Source organism: Streptomyces sp. NPDC053665 (assembly GCF_055585285.1).
Window position 1 is genome coordinate 21,160 of the sequence record NZ_JBVJKK010000007.1, and the last position, 17,863, is coordinate 39,022.

Consider the following 17,863-nt stretch of genomic DNA (forward strand, 5'->3'; position numbering starts at 1 on the left):
CGGGCCCGGGTGTTGCGTACGCTTGCCCGGGTGAACGCCACCGATCGCACCCCTGCCGACCTGCTGGCTTCCGCGCTCGCCGCGGACCCCGGACGCCCCCTGGTGACCTTCTACGACGACGCGACGGGCGAACGGGTCGAACTGTCCGTGGCCACCTTCGCCAATTGGGTGGCCAAGACCTCGAACCTGCTCCAGGACGAACTGTCGGTCGAGCCCGGGGACCGGGTGGCCCTGCTGCTGCCGGCGCACTGGCAGACGGCGGTGTGGCTGCTGGCCTGCGCGTCGGTGGGCGTCGTCGCCGACGTGGCGGGGGACGTGCGGGCCGCCGACGTCGTGGTGAGCGGGCCGGACGGGCTGGAGACGGCCCGGGGCTGCTCCGGGGCACGGATCGCGATGGCGCTGCGGCCGCTGGGCGGACGGTTCCCGCAGGTGCCGGAGGGCTTCGCCGACTATGCGGTGGAGGTGCCGGGGCAGGGTGACCGGTTCGTGCCGTACACGCCGGTGGACCCGGACGGCCCCGCGCTGATCGTGGCCGGCCGCGAGTTCAGCGGCGCCGAGGTCGTCGAGCGGGCCCGGGCGGAGGCGACGGCCCTGGGGCTGACCGGTCCCGGGTCGCGGATCCTGTCGGGGCTCGGCTTCGACACGTGGGAGGGCCTGAACGCGGGCCTGTACGGGCCGTTGGCGACCGGAGGCTCGGTGGTGCTCTGCCGCAACCTGGACCGGGCCGGCGCCGGGGTGCTCGACAAGCGGATCGAAAGCGAACGCGTCACGACCCTCGCCCAGGGCTGAGCCACGCGGCCGGACCGGGCGGAAGGGGCTGACGGCTGGGCGGCTGGGCGGCTGGGCGGCTGGGCCGAGTACGAGGGCTCTCGCTGGGCGACTGGGTGGAGCACGAGGGCTCTCGCCGGGCGGCTGGGCCGAGTACGAGGGCTGAGCGGGGGCGTTCGCTCGTTCGGCGTATCCCCATCCCTCCCCCGGGGCCCGGCCGGGCCATCGTCGTAGGAAGCAGTGCGCACGTTCCTACGTCAGGAGGGGTGGTCCCTGTCGTGGCCGACACAGGAGGGCAGGGGCCGGTGCGGGGGCCCGTCGCCGGGGCCACGGCCGGTGGCGGGGGCCTGGCCCGCCGGCGCCGGCGGCGGTGGGTGCGGATCGCCGCGTTCACCTTCACCGGCGTCGTCCTCGTGGCCGCGGGCGCCGGCTGGGCCGTCTACGCGAAGCTCAGCGGGAACATCACCCCCGACGAGGCCGCCGCGGCGGAGCTGGCGCGCTACGAGAAGGAGCGGCCCACCGCGCTGGTCAAGGACGCCCGGAACATCCTGCTCATCGGGTCGGACTCGCGCGAGGGCGACGACAACGCCCGCTACGGACGGGACTCGGGCACCGAGCGGTCCGACACCGCGATCCTGCTGCACCTGTCCGCGGGCCGCGGCCGGGCGACCGCCGTGTCCCTCCCCCGCGACCTGATGGTCCAGCTGCCGGGCTGCCGCCGCCGGGACGGATCCCGCAGCGCGCCCCGGTTCGCCATGTTCAACCAGGCGTTCCAGGTGGGCGGTTCGGCGTGCACGATCCGCACGGTGGAAAAGCTCACCGGCATCCGGGTCGACCACCACGTCGTCGTCGACTTCCACGGCTTCAAGGAGATGGTCGACGCCGTCGACGGCGTCCAGGTGTGCCTGCGCGAGCCGATCGACGACCGGGCCGCCAAGCTGCGGCTGCCCGCGGGACGGGTCACCCTGAACGGCGAGCAGGCCCTCGGCTACGTCCGCGCCCGCAAGTCCCTCGGCGACGGCAGCGACACCGAGCGGATGGAACGCCAGCAGCGCTTCCTCGGCGCGCTCGTCAACAAGGTGCGCAGCAACGGCGTCCTGCTGAACCCCGCGAAGCTGTATCCCGTGCTGGACGCCGCCACGTCCTCCCTCACGACCGACCCGGATCTGGCGAGCCTGCGCGGGTTGTACGAACTCGTGCGCGGTCTGCGCGACATCCCCATCGAACGCGTGCAATTCCTGACCGTGCCGCGGGAGTCGTACGCGCTCGACGCCAATCGCGACCAGCTCGTGGAGCCCGAGGCGGAGGAGTTGTTCGAGCGGCTGCGCACCGACAGGGCGGTGGCCGTGGCGGGAAACGTACCGCCGAATCCCGCGCCCGACGAGCCCCGCGAGGGCCGCGTCGAATCGAACGGGGAGTCGCGCCGCGGGCCCTCCGGGACGCCGTCCGTCACCGCTTCTCCCCCTCCGACGTTCCGGGGGAACACCGCGGCCGAACACTCCTGTGAGTAAAGCGGGTCCCAAGGGAATCCGCGGCGACGAACTCTTCCTCTGGGAAATGGGCGAATTGCCCAGGTGTAGGGACGTGGAATTTGTCACCGCCGTCGTTCGACGCTGAAGTGGGCGGTTAGTGTGAGCGATCCGGTGCGCCCGGCTTTCCGAGGAGCGGTCCTCGAGTCGCGCACTGTGACCGAGACCCGAGCGCCTGGAGGGGGAAGGCGCCGCGTGCCCCGACGGAGGAATCAGGCAACCGTGGACGCGCAAGGCCGTGGGCGGGCGGACGACATCGATCCCGCCGACCAGTGGGTGCTCAACCCGAACACCGGCGAATACGAACTGCGACTGGGCCCTTCCGCACCGCAGTCGGTGCCGGGCCCGCGCAGGCCGCGGTCCTCCGACGCGGCCCCGCCGGCCCGCGGCCGCAAGGAGGCCGCGGGACGCCCGCGCCGGGAGGGCCAGGGCCAGGGCCAGAAGACCCGGAGCCGGGAGACGGCGCGCCGCGAGGCGCCGGGGCGGGAGACCCCGGGACGCGACGCCCCGGGCCGTGCCGTGCCCCCGCCGCGCAGACGGCGCGGGGCGCCGGAGGAGCCGCCGCCGGGACGCCGCGGCAGGCGGCCGGTCAAGAAGACGTCCAAGGGCAAGAAGATCCTGCTGTGGACCGGCGGCACGATGGCCTTCGTGCTGGTCGCCGGAGCGGGCGCGGCGTACCTCTACATCCAGCACCTCAACGACAACATCGCCTCCGTCTCCGACGACGGCGCGAGCACCGGTGGCTTCGAGAAGGACAAGGCCATCAACATCCTGCTGATCGGCACGGACAAGCGCACCGGCAAGGGCAACGAGAGCTACGGCGACGCGGGCAGTGTCGGGCACGCCGACACCACGATCCTGCTGCACGTCGCCAAGGACCGCTCCAACGCCACCGCGCTCAGCATCCCCCGCGACCTCATCGTGGACGTGCCGGACTGCCCGACCACGCAGGACGACGGCTCGCAGAAGGTCATCCCCGGCACCCAGCGGGCCCGCTTCAACACCAGTCTCGGCCAGGACGGCCGCACCCCCAGCTGCACCATGCGGACCGTGACCGAGCTGACCGGGGTCAAGCCGGACAACTTCATGGTGGCCGACTTCAACGCGGTCAAGACGCTCACCAGCGCGGTCGGCGGGGTCGAGGTATGCCTGGGCAAGGACATCGACGACCCGGACTCCCACCTGAAGCTGTCCGAGGGCACGCACACCATCGAGGGCGAGCAGGCGCTGGCCTTCGTGCGGACGCGGCACGCCGTGGGCTTCGGCGGTGACCTGAGCCGGATCGGGTTGCAGCAGCAGTTCCTGAGCGCGCTGATGCGCAAGCTGAAGTCCAACGACACGCTGACCAGCCCGTCGAAGATGCTCGACCTGGCCGAGGCCGGCACCAAGGCGCTGACCGTCGACTCGCAGCTGGACAGCATCGGCAAGCTCAAGGACCTCGGCCTGGAGCTGGGCAAGCTCAACGTCAAGAACCTGACCTTCACCACGGTGCCGGTCATCGACAACCCGGCGGAGAAGGTGAAGGCCACGGTCGTCCTCGACGACTCGAAGGCGCCGCAGGTCTTCAACATGATCCGCAACGACGTCTCGTTCACCGAGGTCAAGAAGCAGAAGAAGAAGGAGAAGGACGCCGCCGCCGCCCGGTTGAAGGGCAGCAAGGCCCCGGCCTCCGAGGTGCGGGTGCGGATCCTCAACGGCGGCGCCGTCTCCGGCAGCGCCCAGGAGACGCTCAGCTGGCTGCAGAACGAGGAGGGCGTGACCAAGTCGGAGAACGCCGGCAACGCGCCCGAGCCCCTGAAGAAGACGACCCTGGAGTACGCCCCCGAGCAGGCCGGGCAGGCCCGCCGTCTCGCCGACATCATGGGCCTGTCCGGGGCCGCGATGAAGCCCGGCGAGAGCGTCACCAACTCCCAGGGCCTGCCCGCGATCACCCTCACCCTCGGCAAGGACTTCGAGGGTGCCGGGGTGCCGCTCACGACCCCGGACAAGGCACCGGAGGGCGTCGACAAGTCCACGGCCGACAAGGTCGAGTGCGCCAAGTGACGTGACGGGCCGGTCGTGCGTCCTACAGGGCGTACGACGGGCCGTGTCCGGTGACGCGCGCGACATCGCGCGGGGTGGGAAGGCGGGGGAGAGATGGCGCAGGGCAGCAGTGTGTTCGGGGAGGGGACGAAACCGGGCCCCGGGCCGCGCCGGCCGGTGGCCGGGGACGGCGGTCCGGCGGGCGGGGCGGGTGGCTCCGGCGGTACGGGCGGCCGGCCGCCGCGGAGCCGCGGCCGCCGCGTGCTGCGCTGGTCGGCCCTCGGGCTGTCCACGCTCGTGCTGGTCACGGCCGGGGCGGGCTACCTCTACTACGAGCACCTGAACGGCAACATCCACAAGGGCGAGCGCAGCAGCGGCGACTCCAAGGCGCGCAGGGCCGAGCCGAACGCGGCCGGGCAGACGCCCCTGAACATCCTGCTGATCGGCTCCGACAGCCGGAAGTCCGACGCGAACGTGCGGCTGGGCGGCAGCCGGGACAGCCGCGGCAACCCGCCCCTGGGCGACGTGCAGATGCTGATCCACCTGGCCGCGGACCGCAGGAGCGCGTCCGTGGTGAGCATCCCGCGCGACACCCGGGTCGACATACCCCGGTGCACGGACCCGGAGAGCGGCCGCACGTACCCGCCGGTGAACACCATCATCAACGCCTCCCTCGCCCGGGGCGGAGCCGGCTGCACGCTGACGACGTGGGAGAACCTCACCGGCGTCTACATCGACCACTGGATGACGATCGACTTCGCGGGCGTGGTGCGGATGGCCGACGCCATCGGCGGGGTCGACGTCTGCGTGCGCCAGAACGTGTGGGACCGCCCGCTGCCCGGTGTGCCCGGCGGCTCGGGGCTGAAGCTGAAGGCCGGCCACCGCAAGGTGCAGGGCGAGCAGGCGCTCCAGTGGCTGCGCACCCGCCACGCCTGGGGCAGCGACCCGCTGCGGGCCCGGGCGCAGCACCTGTACATGAACTCGATGATCCGCACGCTCAAGGCGCAGAACGTCTTCACCGACACCGGCCGGCTCACGGACCTCGCGGAGGCGGCCACCAGGTCGCTGCACGTCTCCGAGGAGATCGGGACGGTCAAGAAGCTGTACGACCTGGGCGCCCAGCTCAGGACCGTCCCCACCGGCCGTATCACCATGACGACGCTGCCCACGGCAGCGGACCCCGAGGACGCCAACCACCTGGTCCCGGCGGGCGCCGACGCGGACCGGGTGTGGGAGATGCTCCGCGACGACGTGCCGTTCGACGGCAAGGGCTCACGGGCGTCGAAGAAGCCCCGGGCCAAGACGCCCCGGGACCCGGCCGCGCCGGACGGCGAGATCGAGGTGCGCGTGCGGAACGCCACGCGCACCGGCACGCTCGGGCCGGTCGGCGGGCGGGCGGCCGACGTGGCGCGGATCCTCGCCGGGAAGGGCTTCACGGAGGCCGCGGCGGACACCTCCGGCGCCCTGGCCGAGGAGCGGACGGTGGTGCGCTACCCGGACGCCGGACTGGAGGGCGACGCCCGCCGGGTCGCCAAGTCCCTGGGTGTGCCGACGAGTTCGGTACGGCGGTCGCCGGACGTCCCGGGGGTGACCGTCGTCGTGGGCGCCGACTGGCGTACGGGCACGGCGTATCCGAAGCGGCCGGAGCCCGGGGCGGAGGATCTGCCCGGTGACGCGGACGCGCTCAACGGCTCGGACGCGGGCACGTGCATGGACGTCTACAAGCCCTACCGCTGGTGACGGCCGGGGGTCCGGCGACACACGTGTGTATCGAAATCCGCTTGCGGACTTGAGCGTTGATGCCCGATATGTGGACGCCGAAATCGTCGTTCTGCGCACACCGGCGTGCAACCGGGCGGATAGTGTGAGCGATCCAGTGCTTCTGTGACGATCGAGTACCCGTGCGCTCCCCGGGGGGAGGGGCGCCGCGTGCCCCGACGGAGGAAACAGCGACCGTGGACGCGCAACGCCGTGGGCGGGGGGACCGGATGGACCCCGCGGACCAGTGGGTGCTCAATCCGAACACCGGTGAATACGAACTGCGACTGGGCCCTTCCGCACCGCAGTCGCCCGGCGGTACCCCCGGGTCCGCGGGCGCCGCGCGCACGACGGCCCCCCGCTCCGGCGCCTTGCGCCCGGCGGGCCCCCGGACGGGCGGAGCGCCCCGCACGGACGTGCCGCCGCAGCGCAAGCGGCGCACCGAGCCCGCCGGGACCCCCGCCGGGCGGCGCGGCGGTCGCCGGCCGGTGCAGCCGAAACCCCGGCGGGGCAGGAAGGTGCTGCTGTGGACCGGCGGCACGATGGCCTTCGTGCTCGTCGGCGTCGCCTCCGCCGGCTACCTCTACCTGAGGCACCTGGAGGGCAACGTCACCACCACCGACGTCGGCAGCGCCGGCGCCTCGGACTTCAGCACGGACGAGGCGTTCAGCATCCTCGTCATCGGCACGGACAAGCGCACCGGCGAGGGCAACGAGGGGTACGGCGACAAGGGCAGCTCCGGGCACGCCGACACCACGATCCTGCTGCACGTCGCCAAGGACCGCTCCAACGCCACCGCGCTCAGCATCCCGCGCGACCTCATCGTGGACATCCCGGACTGCCCGACGAAGCTGGAGGACGGCTCGGAGAAGGTCGTCCCCGGGACGCGGGGCGTCCGCTTCAACCGCAGTCTCGGGGAGAACGGCCGGGACCCGGGCTGCACGATGCGCACGGTGGAGGAGAACACCGGCATCTCCGTCGACCACTTCATGATGGCCGACTTCAACGCGGTGAAGACGCTGACCACGGCGGTCGACGGCGTCGACGTGTGCGTGGAGAAGCCGATCGACGACAAGGACTCCAAACTCAGGCTGCCCGCGGGCGAGTCGACGGTCGAGGGCGAGCAGGCCCTCGCCTTCGTCCGCACGCGCAAGAGCTTCGGCAACAGCGGCGACCTGGACCGCATCAAGGTGCAGCAGCAGTTCCTCGGCTCGCTGATGCGCAAGATGTCCTCCGGCAACACCCTCACCAACCCGTCCAAGCTGCTGAAGCTGGCCGAGGCCGCGACCGAGGCGCTGACGGTCGACAAGGCGATCGGCTCGGTCGGCACCCTCAAGGACGTGGCGCTGGAGCTGAAGAAGGTGCCGACGAAGAACATCACCTTCACCACCGTCCCCGTGAAGGACAACCCGGCGGAGACGGTGAAGGCGACGGTCGTCCTCGACGAGTCGAAGGCGCCCCAGGTGTTCGACATGATCAGCAACGACGTCTCGTTCACCGAGGTCAAGAAGCAGAAGAAGAAGGAGAAGGACGCCGCCGCCGCCCGGTTGAAGGGCAGCAAGGCCCCGGCCTCCGAGGTGCGGGTGCGGATCCTCAACGGCGGTGCCGTCGCCGGCAGCGCGCAGAAGATGCTCCAGTACCTCCAGGTCGAGAAGGGTGTGACCAAGTCGGAGAACGCCGGCAACGCGCCCGAGGCCCTGAGGAGGACGACCTTGGAGTACGCCCCCGAGCAGGCCGGGCAGGCCCGCCGTCTCGCCGACATCATGGGCCTGTCCGGGGCCGCGATGAAGCCCGGCGAGAGCGTCACCAACTCCCAGGGCCTGCCCGCGATCACCCTCACCCTCGGCAAGGACTTCAAGGGCGCGGGCGTCAAGCTGAACGCCCCCGCCGAGGCGCCGGAGGTGGAGAAGTCCACGGCCGACAAGGTCACGTGCGCGAGTTGACCCGCTGAGGGCAACTGACGGGCTCGTCGTGCGTCTAACAGGGGGCAGGACGGGCCTGTTGCATGCGCCGGGGGGCGGGAAGGACCGGGGAAGTGACGCAGAGCGGTGTGCGGGAGGACGGAGTGCGACAGGGCGTCCGTGGACCGGGAGCGGAGGAGACGGTGCCGGACGACGCCCCCGTGCTCGACGCGGGCACCCCGCCGGACGACGACAGCCCGACCGACGACGACGGCCGGTCCGACGACGACGGCCGACCGGACGACGACGGCCCGCCGGGCGGTGGCGCCTCCCCCACCGGCGGCTCCGGGGACGGGAGCGACGGCAAGGCGGGCCGGGCGCGCCGCGGTGGCCGTCCCCAGCGCCGGCGGCGGGCGCTGAAGTGGGCCTCCGCCGTGCTGGCCGTGCTGATACTCGGGACCGCCGGGGCGGGATACCTCTACTACCGGCACCTCAACGGCAACATCAAGAAGGACGCCCTGAACCTCGGCGACGGCAAGGTCGCCGCCCCCACCCCGAACGCAGCCGGCCAGACCCCGCTGAACATCCTGCTCATCGGCTCCGACGCCCGGGACACCGAGGAGAACCAGAAACTCGGCGGCGCCCGCGAGACGTTCGGCTCCACCCCGCTCGCGGACGTGCAGATGCTGCTGCACGTGTCGGCCGACCGCAGCAACATGTCGGTCATCAGCATGCCGCGCGACACCCTGGTCGAGATCCCCAAGTGCACCGACCCGGACGACGGGAAGGTCTACCCGGGCACCCGGGGCCGGACCATGACCAACCAGAGCCTCGGCCACGGCGGTCCCGGCTGCACGGTCGCCACCTGGCAGGAGCTGACCGGCATCCACATCGACCACTTCGTCATGGTCGACTTCGCCGGGGTCGTGTCGATGGCCGACGCGGTCGGCGGGGTGCCCGTCTGCGTGGACCGCAACATCCACTCGCGCACCTCCGACGGCAAGGGCTCGGGCCTGAAGCTGAAGAAGGGCACCACGTACATCCAGGGCGAGCAGGCTCTGCAGTGGCTGCGCACCCGCTACGGCTTCGAGGACGGCAGCGACCTCGCCCGCGCCAAGGCCCAGCACATGTACATGAACGCGATGGTCCGCCAGCTGCGCGAGAATGCCACCCTCAGCAGCCCCAACAAGCTGCGCAGGCTCGCCGAGGAGGCCACCCGGGCGCTGACCGTCGACCCGGGCCTGGACACGGTCAAGAAGCTCTACGACCTCAGCGACCAGCTGCGGATGGTCGAGCCGGAGCGCATCACCATGACCACGATGCCCAACCGGTACGTCGGCGCCCGGGTCGAGCCCACCGAGGACGCCGAGCAGCTGTTCCGGCTGGTGCGCGAGGACATCGCGCTGGACGGCAAGGACAAGCCGAAGGCAGTGGTGGACAAGGCCTCCGACGACCCGGCCGCCGCCGACGGCGAGATCGCCGTCCAGGTGCGCAACGGGACCCGGACCGACACCCTGGCCCCGGCGAGCGGCCGCACCGGCGCCGTCGCCGGACTGCTGAAGGAGCAGGGCTTCACCCAGGCCGTCGCCGACACCGACGGCTCGTGGAGCGAGAAGACGACCGTCGTCCGCTACCCGAGCGCCGACCTGGAGGGCGACGCGCAGCGCGTCGCCAAGGCCCTCGGGATACCGCTGGGTTCGGTGAAACGGTCCACCGACGTCAGCGGCGTCACCCTCGTCGTCGGCGCGGACTGGCGCACGGGTGACGCCTACGAGGCGCCGGAGCGCAGCGACAGGACACCCGAGTCGGCGCAGGCCCTCAACGGGGCGGACGACAAGGCCTGCATGAAGGTGAGCCCCGGCTTCACCTGGTGACGGCGACGGGCCCCTCCCCGTGCGGGAAGGGGCCCGTGGGCCACACCTGTGGACGGAGGGGGCGTCAGCCGGTGGCGGCGTCCGCGCGGACCGCCGGGCGCCGGGAGGCGATGACCTTCCTCGCCAGCGACCGAGGGCTCGTCAGGAAGCCCCAGCCCCACGACATGTGCATCGTGGCGAGCGCCACCGGGATCCGCAGCCGCGCCTTCAGCGGCAGCCCCTTGCCCGCGGGCACCGAGCCGAGCGCGATCGCCGCGAGGTAGCCCCCGGGCACCACGAAGCCCCACGGCGTCAGCAGGGCGCCCACGACCGTCCCGGCCGCGATCGCGCACACGGCGGTCGGCGGGGCCAGGTAGCGCAGGTTGATGGAGCCCTCGTGGTACCGGGCGACGACGTGCCGCCAGCGGCCGTAGTCCTTGTACTGCTTGGCGAGCGCCTTCACGGTGGGCCGCGGCCGGTACGACACCTTCAGCTCGGGCGAGAACCAGATCAGCCCGCCCGCCTCACGGATGCGGAAGTTCAGCTCCCAGTCCTGGGCGCGGATGAACTCCACGTTGTAGCCGCCCTGCTGCTCCAGCGCCTCGCGCCGGAACACCCCCAGGTACACCGTCTCGGCCGGGCCCGCCTGGCCGCCGGTGTGGAAGGCGGCGTTGCCCACCCCGATCTTCGAGGTCATCGCGGCGGCGACCGCGTGCTCCCAGTCGTTCTCGCCCTCGGCGTGCATGATGCCGCCGACGTTCTGCGCGCCGGTCTCCTCCAGGAGCCGTACCGCGGTGGCGATGTAGTTCGGCGAGAGCATGCCGTGGCCGTCGACGCGGACGACGATCGGGTGCCTGGAGGCGTTGATCGCGGCGTTCAGCGCGGCGGGCGTGCGGCCCGTGGGGTTGGGGACGGTGTGCACGCGCGGGTCTTCGGCCACGAGCTCGGCGGCGATCTCGTCCGTGCGGTCCGTGGACGGACCGAGGGCGATCACGACCTCCATCTCGCCGGCGTACTCCTGCGCGAGGATCGCTTGGACTGCTCCCCGCAGATGCCGCTCCTCGTTGAGGACGGGCATGATCACGGAAACGGCGGGGAGCCGCACGTCGGGATTGGCGTTCATAGGGGGCTCACGTTACCGCGAACGGGGGACACCGGTGCGCGCCGCCGGGGCGGTACCGCGGGCCGCAGATCGTATCGGCCTACGGTTTCACGGATCCCACGCACGGCCGTCGTCCGGAGGTGCCCCATGCCCACGCCGCCGCGGTCCCCTCGGTCCACCGCCGCCCCGCAACGCCGCCCCCAGCCGCCCTCCCGGCGGACCCCGCGCCGGCCCGCCCCGCCCGGGCGCGGGCGGCGCCGGCCCCGCTGGGGCCTGCGGGTCGTCACCACGCTGTCCGTGGTGGTCCTCGCCTCGGCCGGGATCGGGCACGCGGTGATGACCAGCCTGGACGCGGACATCGCCCGGGTCGACCCCTTCAAGGACATGAAGAACCGCCCGCAGGCGGGCCACGGCATGAACGTGCTGCTCGTCGGCACGGACGGCCGCGACCGGATCAGCAAGGAGGAGCGGCGCAGGTACCGGCTGGGCGGCGCCCCCTGCCACTGCACGGACACGATGATGATCGTGCACATCTCGCAGGACCGGGAGCGGGCCAGCGTGGTCAGCCTGCCGCGCGACTCCTACGCCGAGACACCGGCGCACGTCGACCGCACCTCGGGCGAGCGCCACCGCGGGCACCCGGTGAAACTGAACGCGGCGTACGCCGAGGGCGGGCCGCAGCTGACCGTGCGCACCGTGGAGAGCATGACCAAGGTGAAGATCGACCACTACCTGGAGGTCGACTTCACCAGCTTCATGAAGACGGTCGACGTGGTCGGCGGTGTGCAGATCTGCACCGCGGACCCGCTCAAGGACAGCTACACCGGCCTGAACCTGCCGGCCGGCCGGCACACGCTCGCCGGCGGCCAGGCCCTGCAGTACGTGCGCGCCCGCCATGTCGACGGGGCGTCCGACCTGGGCCGGATGAAGCGGCAGCAGCGGTTCCTGGCGGCGCTGGTGGAGCGGGTCACCTCGTCCGGGATCCTGCTCAACCCGATGAAGTTCCGGGACGTGACCCGGGCGGTGCTGGGCTCGGTGCGCGCGGACAAGGGGTTCGGCACGGACGAGATGCTGGACCTGGGCCGGGCGATGCGGAACTTCTCGCCCTCCTCGTCCGAGTTCACCACCGTCCCGATCGGGCGCATGGGCTACGCCGTGAAGGGCGTCGGCTCGACGCTGAAGTGGGACCCGGTGAAGGCCGAGCGGCTCTTCCACGCCCTGCGCCAGGACCAGCCGCTGTCGGTGCACCACCAGCGCGGCGCGGCCCTGATCGTCCCGGTCGCCCCGCAGCAGATCCGCGTCCAGGTGGAGAACGGCACCCGGACCGCCGGTCTCGGGCGCCGCGTGGACGCGGCCCTGGCCTCGACGGGGTTCCGCACCACCAAGGCGCCGGTGAACTCGGCCACCCATGACGTCAGGCGCACGGTCGTCGCCCACGACCCGCGCTGGGACCGCTCCGCGAAGTCCCTCGCCGCCGCCCTGCCGGGCAGTGAGCTGCGCCCGGTCCGGGGCCTCGGCCCGACGCTGAAGGTGATCGCGGGCGCGGACTTCGAGCGGGTGCGCAAGGTGCGGGCGGAGGACCCGGGGCAGGGCGAGTTCGGCGTGGTGCGCGGCGACGAGGTGGCGTGCTCGTAGGGACGGCCGGGCCGGAGGGCTCCGGCGCTCCCGGGGCGGACGCGGCGGCGCCTCAGTCCTCGAAGCCCTCCGCGGCGCGCTTCTCGCGCAGTTCCTTGATCGCCCGGCGGCGGGCCAGCCGGTGGGTGCGGCGGATCTGGGCCTCCTGGTAGCGGCGCTTGTCGCGCTCCGTCTCGGGGAGGACCTGCGGGACCCGGCGGGGCCTGCCGTCGGCGTCGACGGCGGCGAAGACGAGGTAGGCCGAGCCGACCTGGGTGGCCGGGGTGGACTCGTTCCAGCGTTCGGCCAGCACCCGGACGCCGACCTCCATGGAGGTCCGGCCGGTCCAGTTGACCTGGGCCTTGACGTGCACCAGATCGCCGACGCGCACCGGCTCCAGGAACACCATCTCGTCCATCGAGGCCGTCACCGCCGGCCCGCCGGAGTGCCGCCCGGCGACGGCCCCGGCGGCGTCGTCGACCAGCTTCATGATCACCCCGCCGTGCACCGTCCCCAGAAGGTTCGTGTCGTTGTGGGTCATGATGTGGCTGAGGGTGGTGCGGGACGCCGAGGTCGGCTTGCCCGGGATCTCCGAAGCGCCGGAATCCGCAGCTGGGGCCAGGTCTGTCATGACCCCCACCTTATGCCGCGGCGGCGTGCGGGGGATTTGTGTCAGCTTCGCCACAGCCGTGCTCTGATTTTCCGACGACTCTTGTATGGCCCACCACCGGGACCTGCACACTGTTCGGCATGAATGATTGGCCCGAGGGGTTCTCCGGCGGCAACCGCGGCAGCCGGTACGGACGGGGCAGCTCCAGCGCACAGCCCGAGAGCGCCCGTGTCATGCGGCAGGTCCGCCGCGGCCCGGCGGCACCGCCCGGGCAGGCCGGCTACGGCGGGGTGCCGCCGCAGCCGTCGTACGTCGACGGCGCCGGCCACGGACCCGCCGACGGCTACGACAGCGGCTACAACACCGGCCAGGTCTACGGCACCCCGGGCGGCAGGGGCCCCGGCGGTCCGGGCGACGGCCGGTACGAGCCGCGGCCCGCGCCGGACTGGCGCCGCCGCATCAAGCTCACGGCGATCACGGTCGCGGCCGTGCTGGTGGTGACGGGTGTCGGCACCTACTTCTGGGCCGACTCCAAGCTGAACCGCGAGGTCGACCTGTCGAAGGTCATCGAGCGGCCGGAGGCGGGCGAGGGCACGAACTACCTGATCGTCGGCTCCGACAGCCGCAAGGGCATGTCGGCCGAGGAGAAGAAGAAGCTGCACACCGGGTCCGCCGAGGGCAAGCGCACGGACTCGATGATGATCCTGCACACCGGCGGCGGCGCCCCGACGCTGGTCTCGCTGCCGCGCGACTCGAACGTCACGATCCCGTCGTTCAAGGGCTCCGACTCCGGCAAGTTCTACCCGTCCACGGGCCGCCAGACGAAGCTGAACGCGGCCTACGCCGAGGACGGCCCGGAGCTGCTGGTGCGCACGGTGGAGGCCAACACGGGCCTGCACATCGACCACTACGTGGAGATCGGCTTCGCCGGCTTCGCCAACATCGTGGACGCGGTCGGCGGGGTCGAGATGGACATCCCGCAGGACATCAAGGACACCAAGTCGGGCGCGGACCTCAAGAAGGGCAAGCAGACGCTCGACGGCGAGGAGGCCCTGGCCTTCGTCCGCACCCGCTACGCCCTGGCCGGCTCCGACCTGGACCGGACGAAGAACCAGCAGAAGTTCCTCTCGGCCCTGGCCAACCAGGTCGCCACCCCCAGCACGATCCTGAACCCCTTCAGGCTGTACCCGACCATGGGCGCGGGCCTGGACTCGCTGGTCGTCGACAAGGACATGGGCCTGTACGACCTGGCGTCGATGTTCTGGGCGATGAAGGGGGTCAGCGGCGGCGACGGCAAGTCCATGAACATGCCGATCGCGGGCAACACCGCGAACGGCAACCTGCAGTGGGACACCGCGAAGGTGAAGACGCTGGTGAACCAGCTGAAGAACGACGAGACGGTGACCGTCTCCGGCAAGTGAGCACGGCCGGGCGCCGAAGGCGGCCGGCAGGAAGGGGGGGCACCCGGGCGGGTGCCCCCCTTCGCCGTGCCGCGGCGCTCACATCGTGGCGCCGGACATCGACCGGCACAGGTCGGCGCAGCGGCGACACGCCTCCGCGCACCGCATCATCTGGGCGTCGTCCGGCATGGACATACACGCCTCGGCGCACATGTCGCAGGCCCGGGCGCACATCGCGCACATGTCGGCGGACAGCGGCGAGCGGCGCATCATCATGTCGGCGCACATACGGGTCATCTCGGCGCAGTCGATGACGGCGCGCATGATCGGCATCTGGGCCGGGCCGCCCATCTGCAGGCAGGAGCTCATGGTCTCCTCGCAGACGCCGTGGCAGGTCATGCACGCCTGGACGCACTCCTGCATCTCCTGGCTCAGCGGGGTGGCGGTGGCGGGCTGCTGGGTCATGACGTCCTCCCGGGGGGAGCGGGAGCCGCGGATCGGCGCCCGTCCTTCCCGTCCTACGCCTGTCGCCCCATGAGCACCACAGGGGGACACGGGCGGGTGCGAAGCGGCGCCGGCCGCCCCCGAGGGGCCCGCGGCTGTGAGGCATGACTCATTCCCGGCGGCGTGAAATCACCGGCAGCGGCAAAGAGGGTGGATGGCGCGTCCGCGGGGAGCGGCGTCGCGCAGGCGGGGCGCCCAGCAGTTCGTGGCAGGGGAGACCACAGATGACACAGCAGACCGAGGAACGGCCGTCGGTGAGGCCGGAGGACCCGGAGGAGCGCAAGCAGCGGCTGCGCAGACGGCTGGAGCGGCTGATCGGCATCGCGGCGACCGAGGGCAACGAGCTGATCCCGCTGCGCAACGGCGACGAGATCTTCCCGGCGATGCTGGCCGCCATCCGCGCGGCGCGGCACACCGTCGACATGATGACGTTCGTGTACTGGCGCGGCGAGATCGCCCACGAGTTCGCCGCCGCCCTGGCCGAGCGGGCCCGGGCCGGGGTGCGGGTGCGGCTGCTGCTGGACGGCTTCGGGGCCAAGCAGATCGAGCGGGACCTGCTGGACGCCATGGACGAGGCCGGTGTGCAGGTGGCCTGGTTCCGCAAGCCGACGCGGCTGTCGCCGATGCGGCAGAACCACCGCTGCCACCGCAAGGTGCTGGTCACCGACGAGCACACCGCCTTCACCGGCGGCGTCGGCATAGCCAAGGAGTGGTGCGGCGACGCGCGGAACCCGGACGAGTGGCGCGACACCCACGTGCAGGTGCGCGGTCCGGCCGTGGACGGCATCGCCGCGGCCTTCGCGCAGAACTGGGCCGAGTGCCACGACGACCTGTACGACCACCACGACCGCTTCACCGCGCAGGAGCAGCCGGGCCGGGCCACGGTCCAGGTGGTGCGGGGTTCGGCGAGCTTCGGCTGGCAGGACATGCAGACGATCCTGCGGGTGGTGATCACCTCGGCGCAGGAGCGGCTGCGCCTGTCCACCGCCTACTTCGCCCCCGACACGTACTTCATCGACCTGCTCGCCGCCGCGTCCCGCCGGGGCGTCGAGGTCGAGATCCTGCTGCCCGGGCCGCACACCGACCAGCGGGCCTGCCTGCTGGCCGGGCGGCAGCACTACCAGACGCTGGTGGACGCGGGGGTGCAGGTGCGGGAGTACCAGCCGACCATGCTGCACACGAAGATCCTCACGGTGGACGGGGTCTGCTCGCTGATCGGTTCGACCAACTTCAACCGCCGCTCCATGGAGCACGACGAGGAGGTCCTGCTGGCCGTCCTCGACGAGGACTTCACCGCCCGGCTGGACGCCGACTTCGAGGCCGACCGCAAGCTGAGCGAGCCCATCGACCCGGCGCGCTGGCGGCGGCGCCCGCTGCCGATGCGTCTGGCCGAGGCCTCGGTCACCCCCATCCGCCGCTTCCTGTGAGACACCCCGGCCCCCGGCGGGCGCCGGGGGCCGAGGTGTTCCGCGCTGCGGGCCGGTCGCCGAGGGGTTACGGCAGGTTGCGGGCCATGACGATCCGCTGGACCTGGTTCGTGCCCTCGTAGATCTGCGTGATCTTGGCGTCGCGCATCATGCGCTCGACCGGGTAGTCGCGGGTGTAGCCGTAGCCGCCGAGGAGCTGGACGGCGTCGGTGGTGACCTCCATCGCCACGTCCGAGGCGAAGCACTTGGCCGCGGCGCCCAGGTAGGTGAGGTCGGCGTCGACGCGCTGGGAGGCGGCGGCGGCCTGGTAGGTCAGGGCGCGGGCGGCCGAGATCTTCATGGCCATGTCGGCGAGCATGAACTGGATGCCCTGGAAGTCGGCGATGGGCTTGCCGAACTGCTTGCGCTCCTTGACGTAGCCCTTGGCGTAGTCGAGGGCGCCCTGGGCGATGCCGAGGGCCTGGGCGGCGATGGTGATGCGGGTGTGGTCGAGGGTCTTCATCGCCGTGGCGAAGCCGGTGCCCTCCTCGCCGATCATGCGGTCGGCGGGGATGCGGACGTTGTCCAGGTAGACCTCGCGGGTCGGGGAGCCCTTGATGCCGAGCTTCTTCTCCGGGGCCCCGAAGGAGACGCCCTCGTCGGACTTCTCCACGACGAAGGCGGAGATGCCCTTGGACCGCTTGGCGGGGTCGGTGACGGCCATCACCGTGTAGTACTCCGACTCGCCGGCGTTGGTGATCCAGCGCTTCACGCCGTTGAGGACCCAGAAGTCGCCGTCGCGGACGGCCTTGGTCTTCATACCGGCGGCGTCGGAGCCCGCGTCCGGCTCGGACAGGCAGTAGGAGAACATGCCCTCGCCCTTGGCGAGCGGGGCCATGTACTTCTTCTTCAGCTCCTCGGAGCCGGAGAGGATCACGGGCAGGGAGCCGAGCTTGTTCACGGCCGGGATGAGGGAGGAGGAGGCGCAGACCCGGGCGACCTCCTCGATGACGATGACGGTCGCCAGGGCGTCGGCGCCCGCGCCGCCGTACTCCTCGGGTACGTGCACGGCGTGCAGGTCGTTCGCGACCAGCGCCTGGAGCGCCTCGCGCGGGAAGCGGGCCTCCTCGTCCACCGCGGCGGCGTGCGGCGCGATCTTCGCCTCGGCCAGCGAGCGGACGGCGTCACGGAGCATGTCGTGCTCCTCGGACGGGCGGTACAGGTCGAAGTCAGCCGATCCGGCCAAGGTCTCTCACGCTCCAAAACGCTGCGATGGTGGCGCTAACTACCGTTAAGTAATCAAAATTTTATGACGTAGCCCACCGGAGTGATACGTGAGCTAGGCGACAGCCCGTAAGTCGCCCCGTGGGGCGGCCCGCCGGGCCCCGGATATGCT

Annotated in this window: 13 protein-coding genes; 9 read left to right on the forward strand and 4 right to left on the reverse strand. The window is 71.9% G+C overall.

Features of this window, described 5'->3' with window-relative positions:
* The first annotated feature begins 30 nt into the window (after nt 1–30).
* From ACZ6ZN_RS25915 to ACZ6ZN_RS25940, 6 genes are all read left to right on the forward strand, one after another.
* Entirely contained in the window at nt 31–789 is a 759-nt protein-coding gene (locus tag ACZ6ZN_RS25915; RefSeq protein ID WP_398112439.1) for a TIGR03089 family protein, read from the forward strand.
* Nucleotides 790–1,046: 257 nt separating this feature from the next.
* On the forward strand, nt 1,047–2,279 hold the full coding sequence (locus tag ACZ6ZN_RS25920) for an LCP family protein (protein ID WP_469649896.1): 1,233 nt from the start codon (nt 1,047–1,049) through the stop codon (nt 2,277–2,279).
* A gap of 240 nt (nt 2,280–2,519) precedes the next feature.
* Nucleotides 2,520–4,340: an LCP family protein gene (locus ACZ6ZN_RS25925; RefSeq protein ID WP_469649898.1), complete on the forward strand. Its 1,821-nt coding sequence runs from the start codon at nt 2,520–2,522 to the stop codon at nt 4,338–4,340.
* A gap of 93 nt (nt 4,341–4,433) precedes the next feature.
* On the forward strand, nt 4,434–6,059 hold the full coding sequence (locus ACZ6ZN_RS25930) for an LCP family protein (protein WP_469649900.1): 1,626 nt from the start codon (nt 4,434–4,436) through the stop codon (nt 6,057–6,059).
* Between the two features lie 215 nt (nt 6,060–6,274).
* Complete coding sequence (locus ACZ6ZN_RS25935) at nt 6,275–8,020, forward strand: LCP family protein (RefSeq protein ID WP_469649903.1); 1,746 nt, start codon at nt 6,275–6,277, stop codon at nt 8,018–8,020.
* Nucleotides 8,021–8,112: 92 nt separating this feature from the next.
* Nucleotides 8,113–9,852: an LCP family protein gene (locus tag ACZ6ZN_RS25940; protein ID WP_469649906.1), complete on the forward strand. Its 1,740-nt coding sequence runs from the start codon at nt 8,113–8,115 to the stop codon at nt 9,850–9,852.
* A gap of 64 nt (nt 9,853–9,916) precedes the next feature.
* On the opposite strand, the gene ACZ6ZN_RS25945 is transcribed toward ACZ6ZN_RS25940, so the two are convergent.
* Nucleotides 9,917–10,954 carry a glycosyltransferase family 2 protein gene (locus ACZ6ZN_RS25945; RefSeq protein WP_398112445.1) on the reverse strand — a complete coding sequence of 346 codons (1,038 nt, stop codon included), beginning with the start codon at nt 10,952–10,954 and terminating at the stop codon, nt 9,917–9,919.
* Nucleotides 10,955–11,080: 126 nt separating this feature from the next.
* Here ACZ6ZN_RS25945 and ACZ6ZN_RS25950 point away from each other — a divergent pair, with 126 nt between their 5' ends.
* The gene (locus ACZ6ZN_RS25950; protein WP_469649909.1) at nt 11,081–12,568 is read left to right on the forward strand and encodes an LCP family protein; all 1,488 of its coding nucleotides are present in this window, start codon (nt 11,081–11,083) and stop codon (nt 12,566–12,568) included.
* Between the two features lie 52 nt (nt 12,569–12,620).
* Here the strand turns inward: ACZ6ZN_RS25950 and ACZ6ZN_RS25955 are convergent, their stop codons facing one another.
* A complete protein-coding gene (locus ACZ6ZN_RS25955; RefSeq protein WP_398112447.1) occupies nt 12,621–13,178 on the reverse strand; it encodes an acyl-CoA thioesterase in 558 nt (185 codons plus the stop codon).
* Nucleotides 13,179–13,297: 119 nt separating this feature from the next.
* Here ACZ6ZN_RS25955 and ACZ6ZN_RS25960 point away from each other — a divergent pair, with 119 nt between their 5' ends.
* Nucleotides 13,298–14,578 carry an LCP family protein gene (locus ACZ6ZN_RS25960; protein WP_469649911.1) on the forward strand — a complete coding sequence of 427 codons (1,281 nt, stop codon included), beginning with the start codon at nt 13,298–13,300 and terminating at the stop codon, nt 14,576–14,578.
* A gap of 78 nt (nt 14,579–14,656) precedes the next feature.
* On the opposite strand, the gene ACZ6ZN_RS25965 is transcribed toward ACZ6ZN_RS25960, so the two are convergent.
* A complete protein-coding gene (locus tag ACZ6ZN_RS25965) occupies nt 14,657–15,022 on the reverse strand; it encodes a four-helix bundle copper-binding protein (RefSeq protein WP_398112449.1) in 366 nt (121 codons plus the stop codon).
* Nucleotides 15,023–15,285: 263 nt separating this feature from the next.
* Here ACZ6ZN_RS25965 and ACZ6ZN_RS25970 point away from each other — a divergent pair, with 263 nt between their 5' ends.
* Nucleotides 15,286–16,488, forward strand: a complete 1,203-nt coding sequence (locus ACZ6ZN_RS25970) for a phospholipase D-like domain-containing protein (protein ID WP_469649914.1) — start codon at nt 15,286–15,288, stop codon at nt 16,486–16,488.
* Between the two features lie 67 nt (nt 16,489–16,555).
* Here the strand turns inward: ACZ6ZN_RS25970 and ACZ6ZN_RS25975 are convergent, their stop codons facing one another.
* Nucleotides 16,556–17,713: an acyl-CoA dehydrogenase family protein gene (locus ACZ6ZN_RS25975; RefSeq protein WP_451879359.1), complete on the reverse strand. Its 1,158-nt coding sequence runs from the start codon at nt 17,711–17,713 to the stop codon at nt 16,556–16,558.
* Nucleotides 17,714–17,863 lie beyond the last annotated feature (150 nt).

Excerpts from the sequence above, each read along its gene's own strand:
- ACZ6ZN_RS25950 (WP_469649909.1), top strand. The coding sequence starts at position 11,081 with ATGCCCACGCCGCCGCGGTCCCCTCGGTCCACCGCCGCCCCGCAACGC.
- ACZ6ZN_RS25930 (WP_469649900.1), top strand. The coding sequence starts at position 4,434 with ATGGCGCAGGGCAGCAGTGTGTTCGGGGAGGGGACGAAACCGGGCCCC.
- ACZ6ZN_RS25945 (WP_398112445.1), bottom strand. The coding sequence starts at position 10,954 with ATGAACGCCAATCCCGACGTGCGGCTCCCCGCCGTTTCCGTGATCATG.
- ACZ6ZN_RS25965 (WP_398112449.1), bottom strand. The coding sequence starts at position 15,022 with ATGACCCAGCAGCCCGCCACCGCCACCCCGCTGAGCCAGGAGATGCAG.
- ACZ6ZN_RS25960 (WP_469649911.1), top strand. The coding sequence starts at position 13,298 with ATGAATGATTGGCCCGAGGGGTTCTCCGGCGGCAACCGCGGCAGCCGG.
- ACZ6ZN_RS25955 (WP_398112447.1), bottom strand. The coding sequence starts at position 13,178 with ATGACAGACCTGGCCCCAGCTGCGGATTCCGGCGCTTCGGAGATCCCG.
- ACZ6ZN_RS25970 (WP_469649914.1), top strand. The coding sequence starts at position 15,286 with ATGACACAGCAGACCGAGGAACGGCCGTCGGTGAGGCCGGAGGACCCG.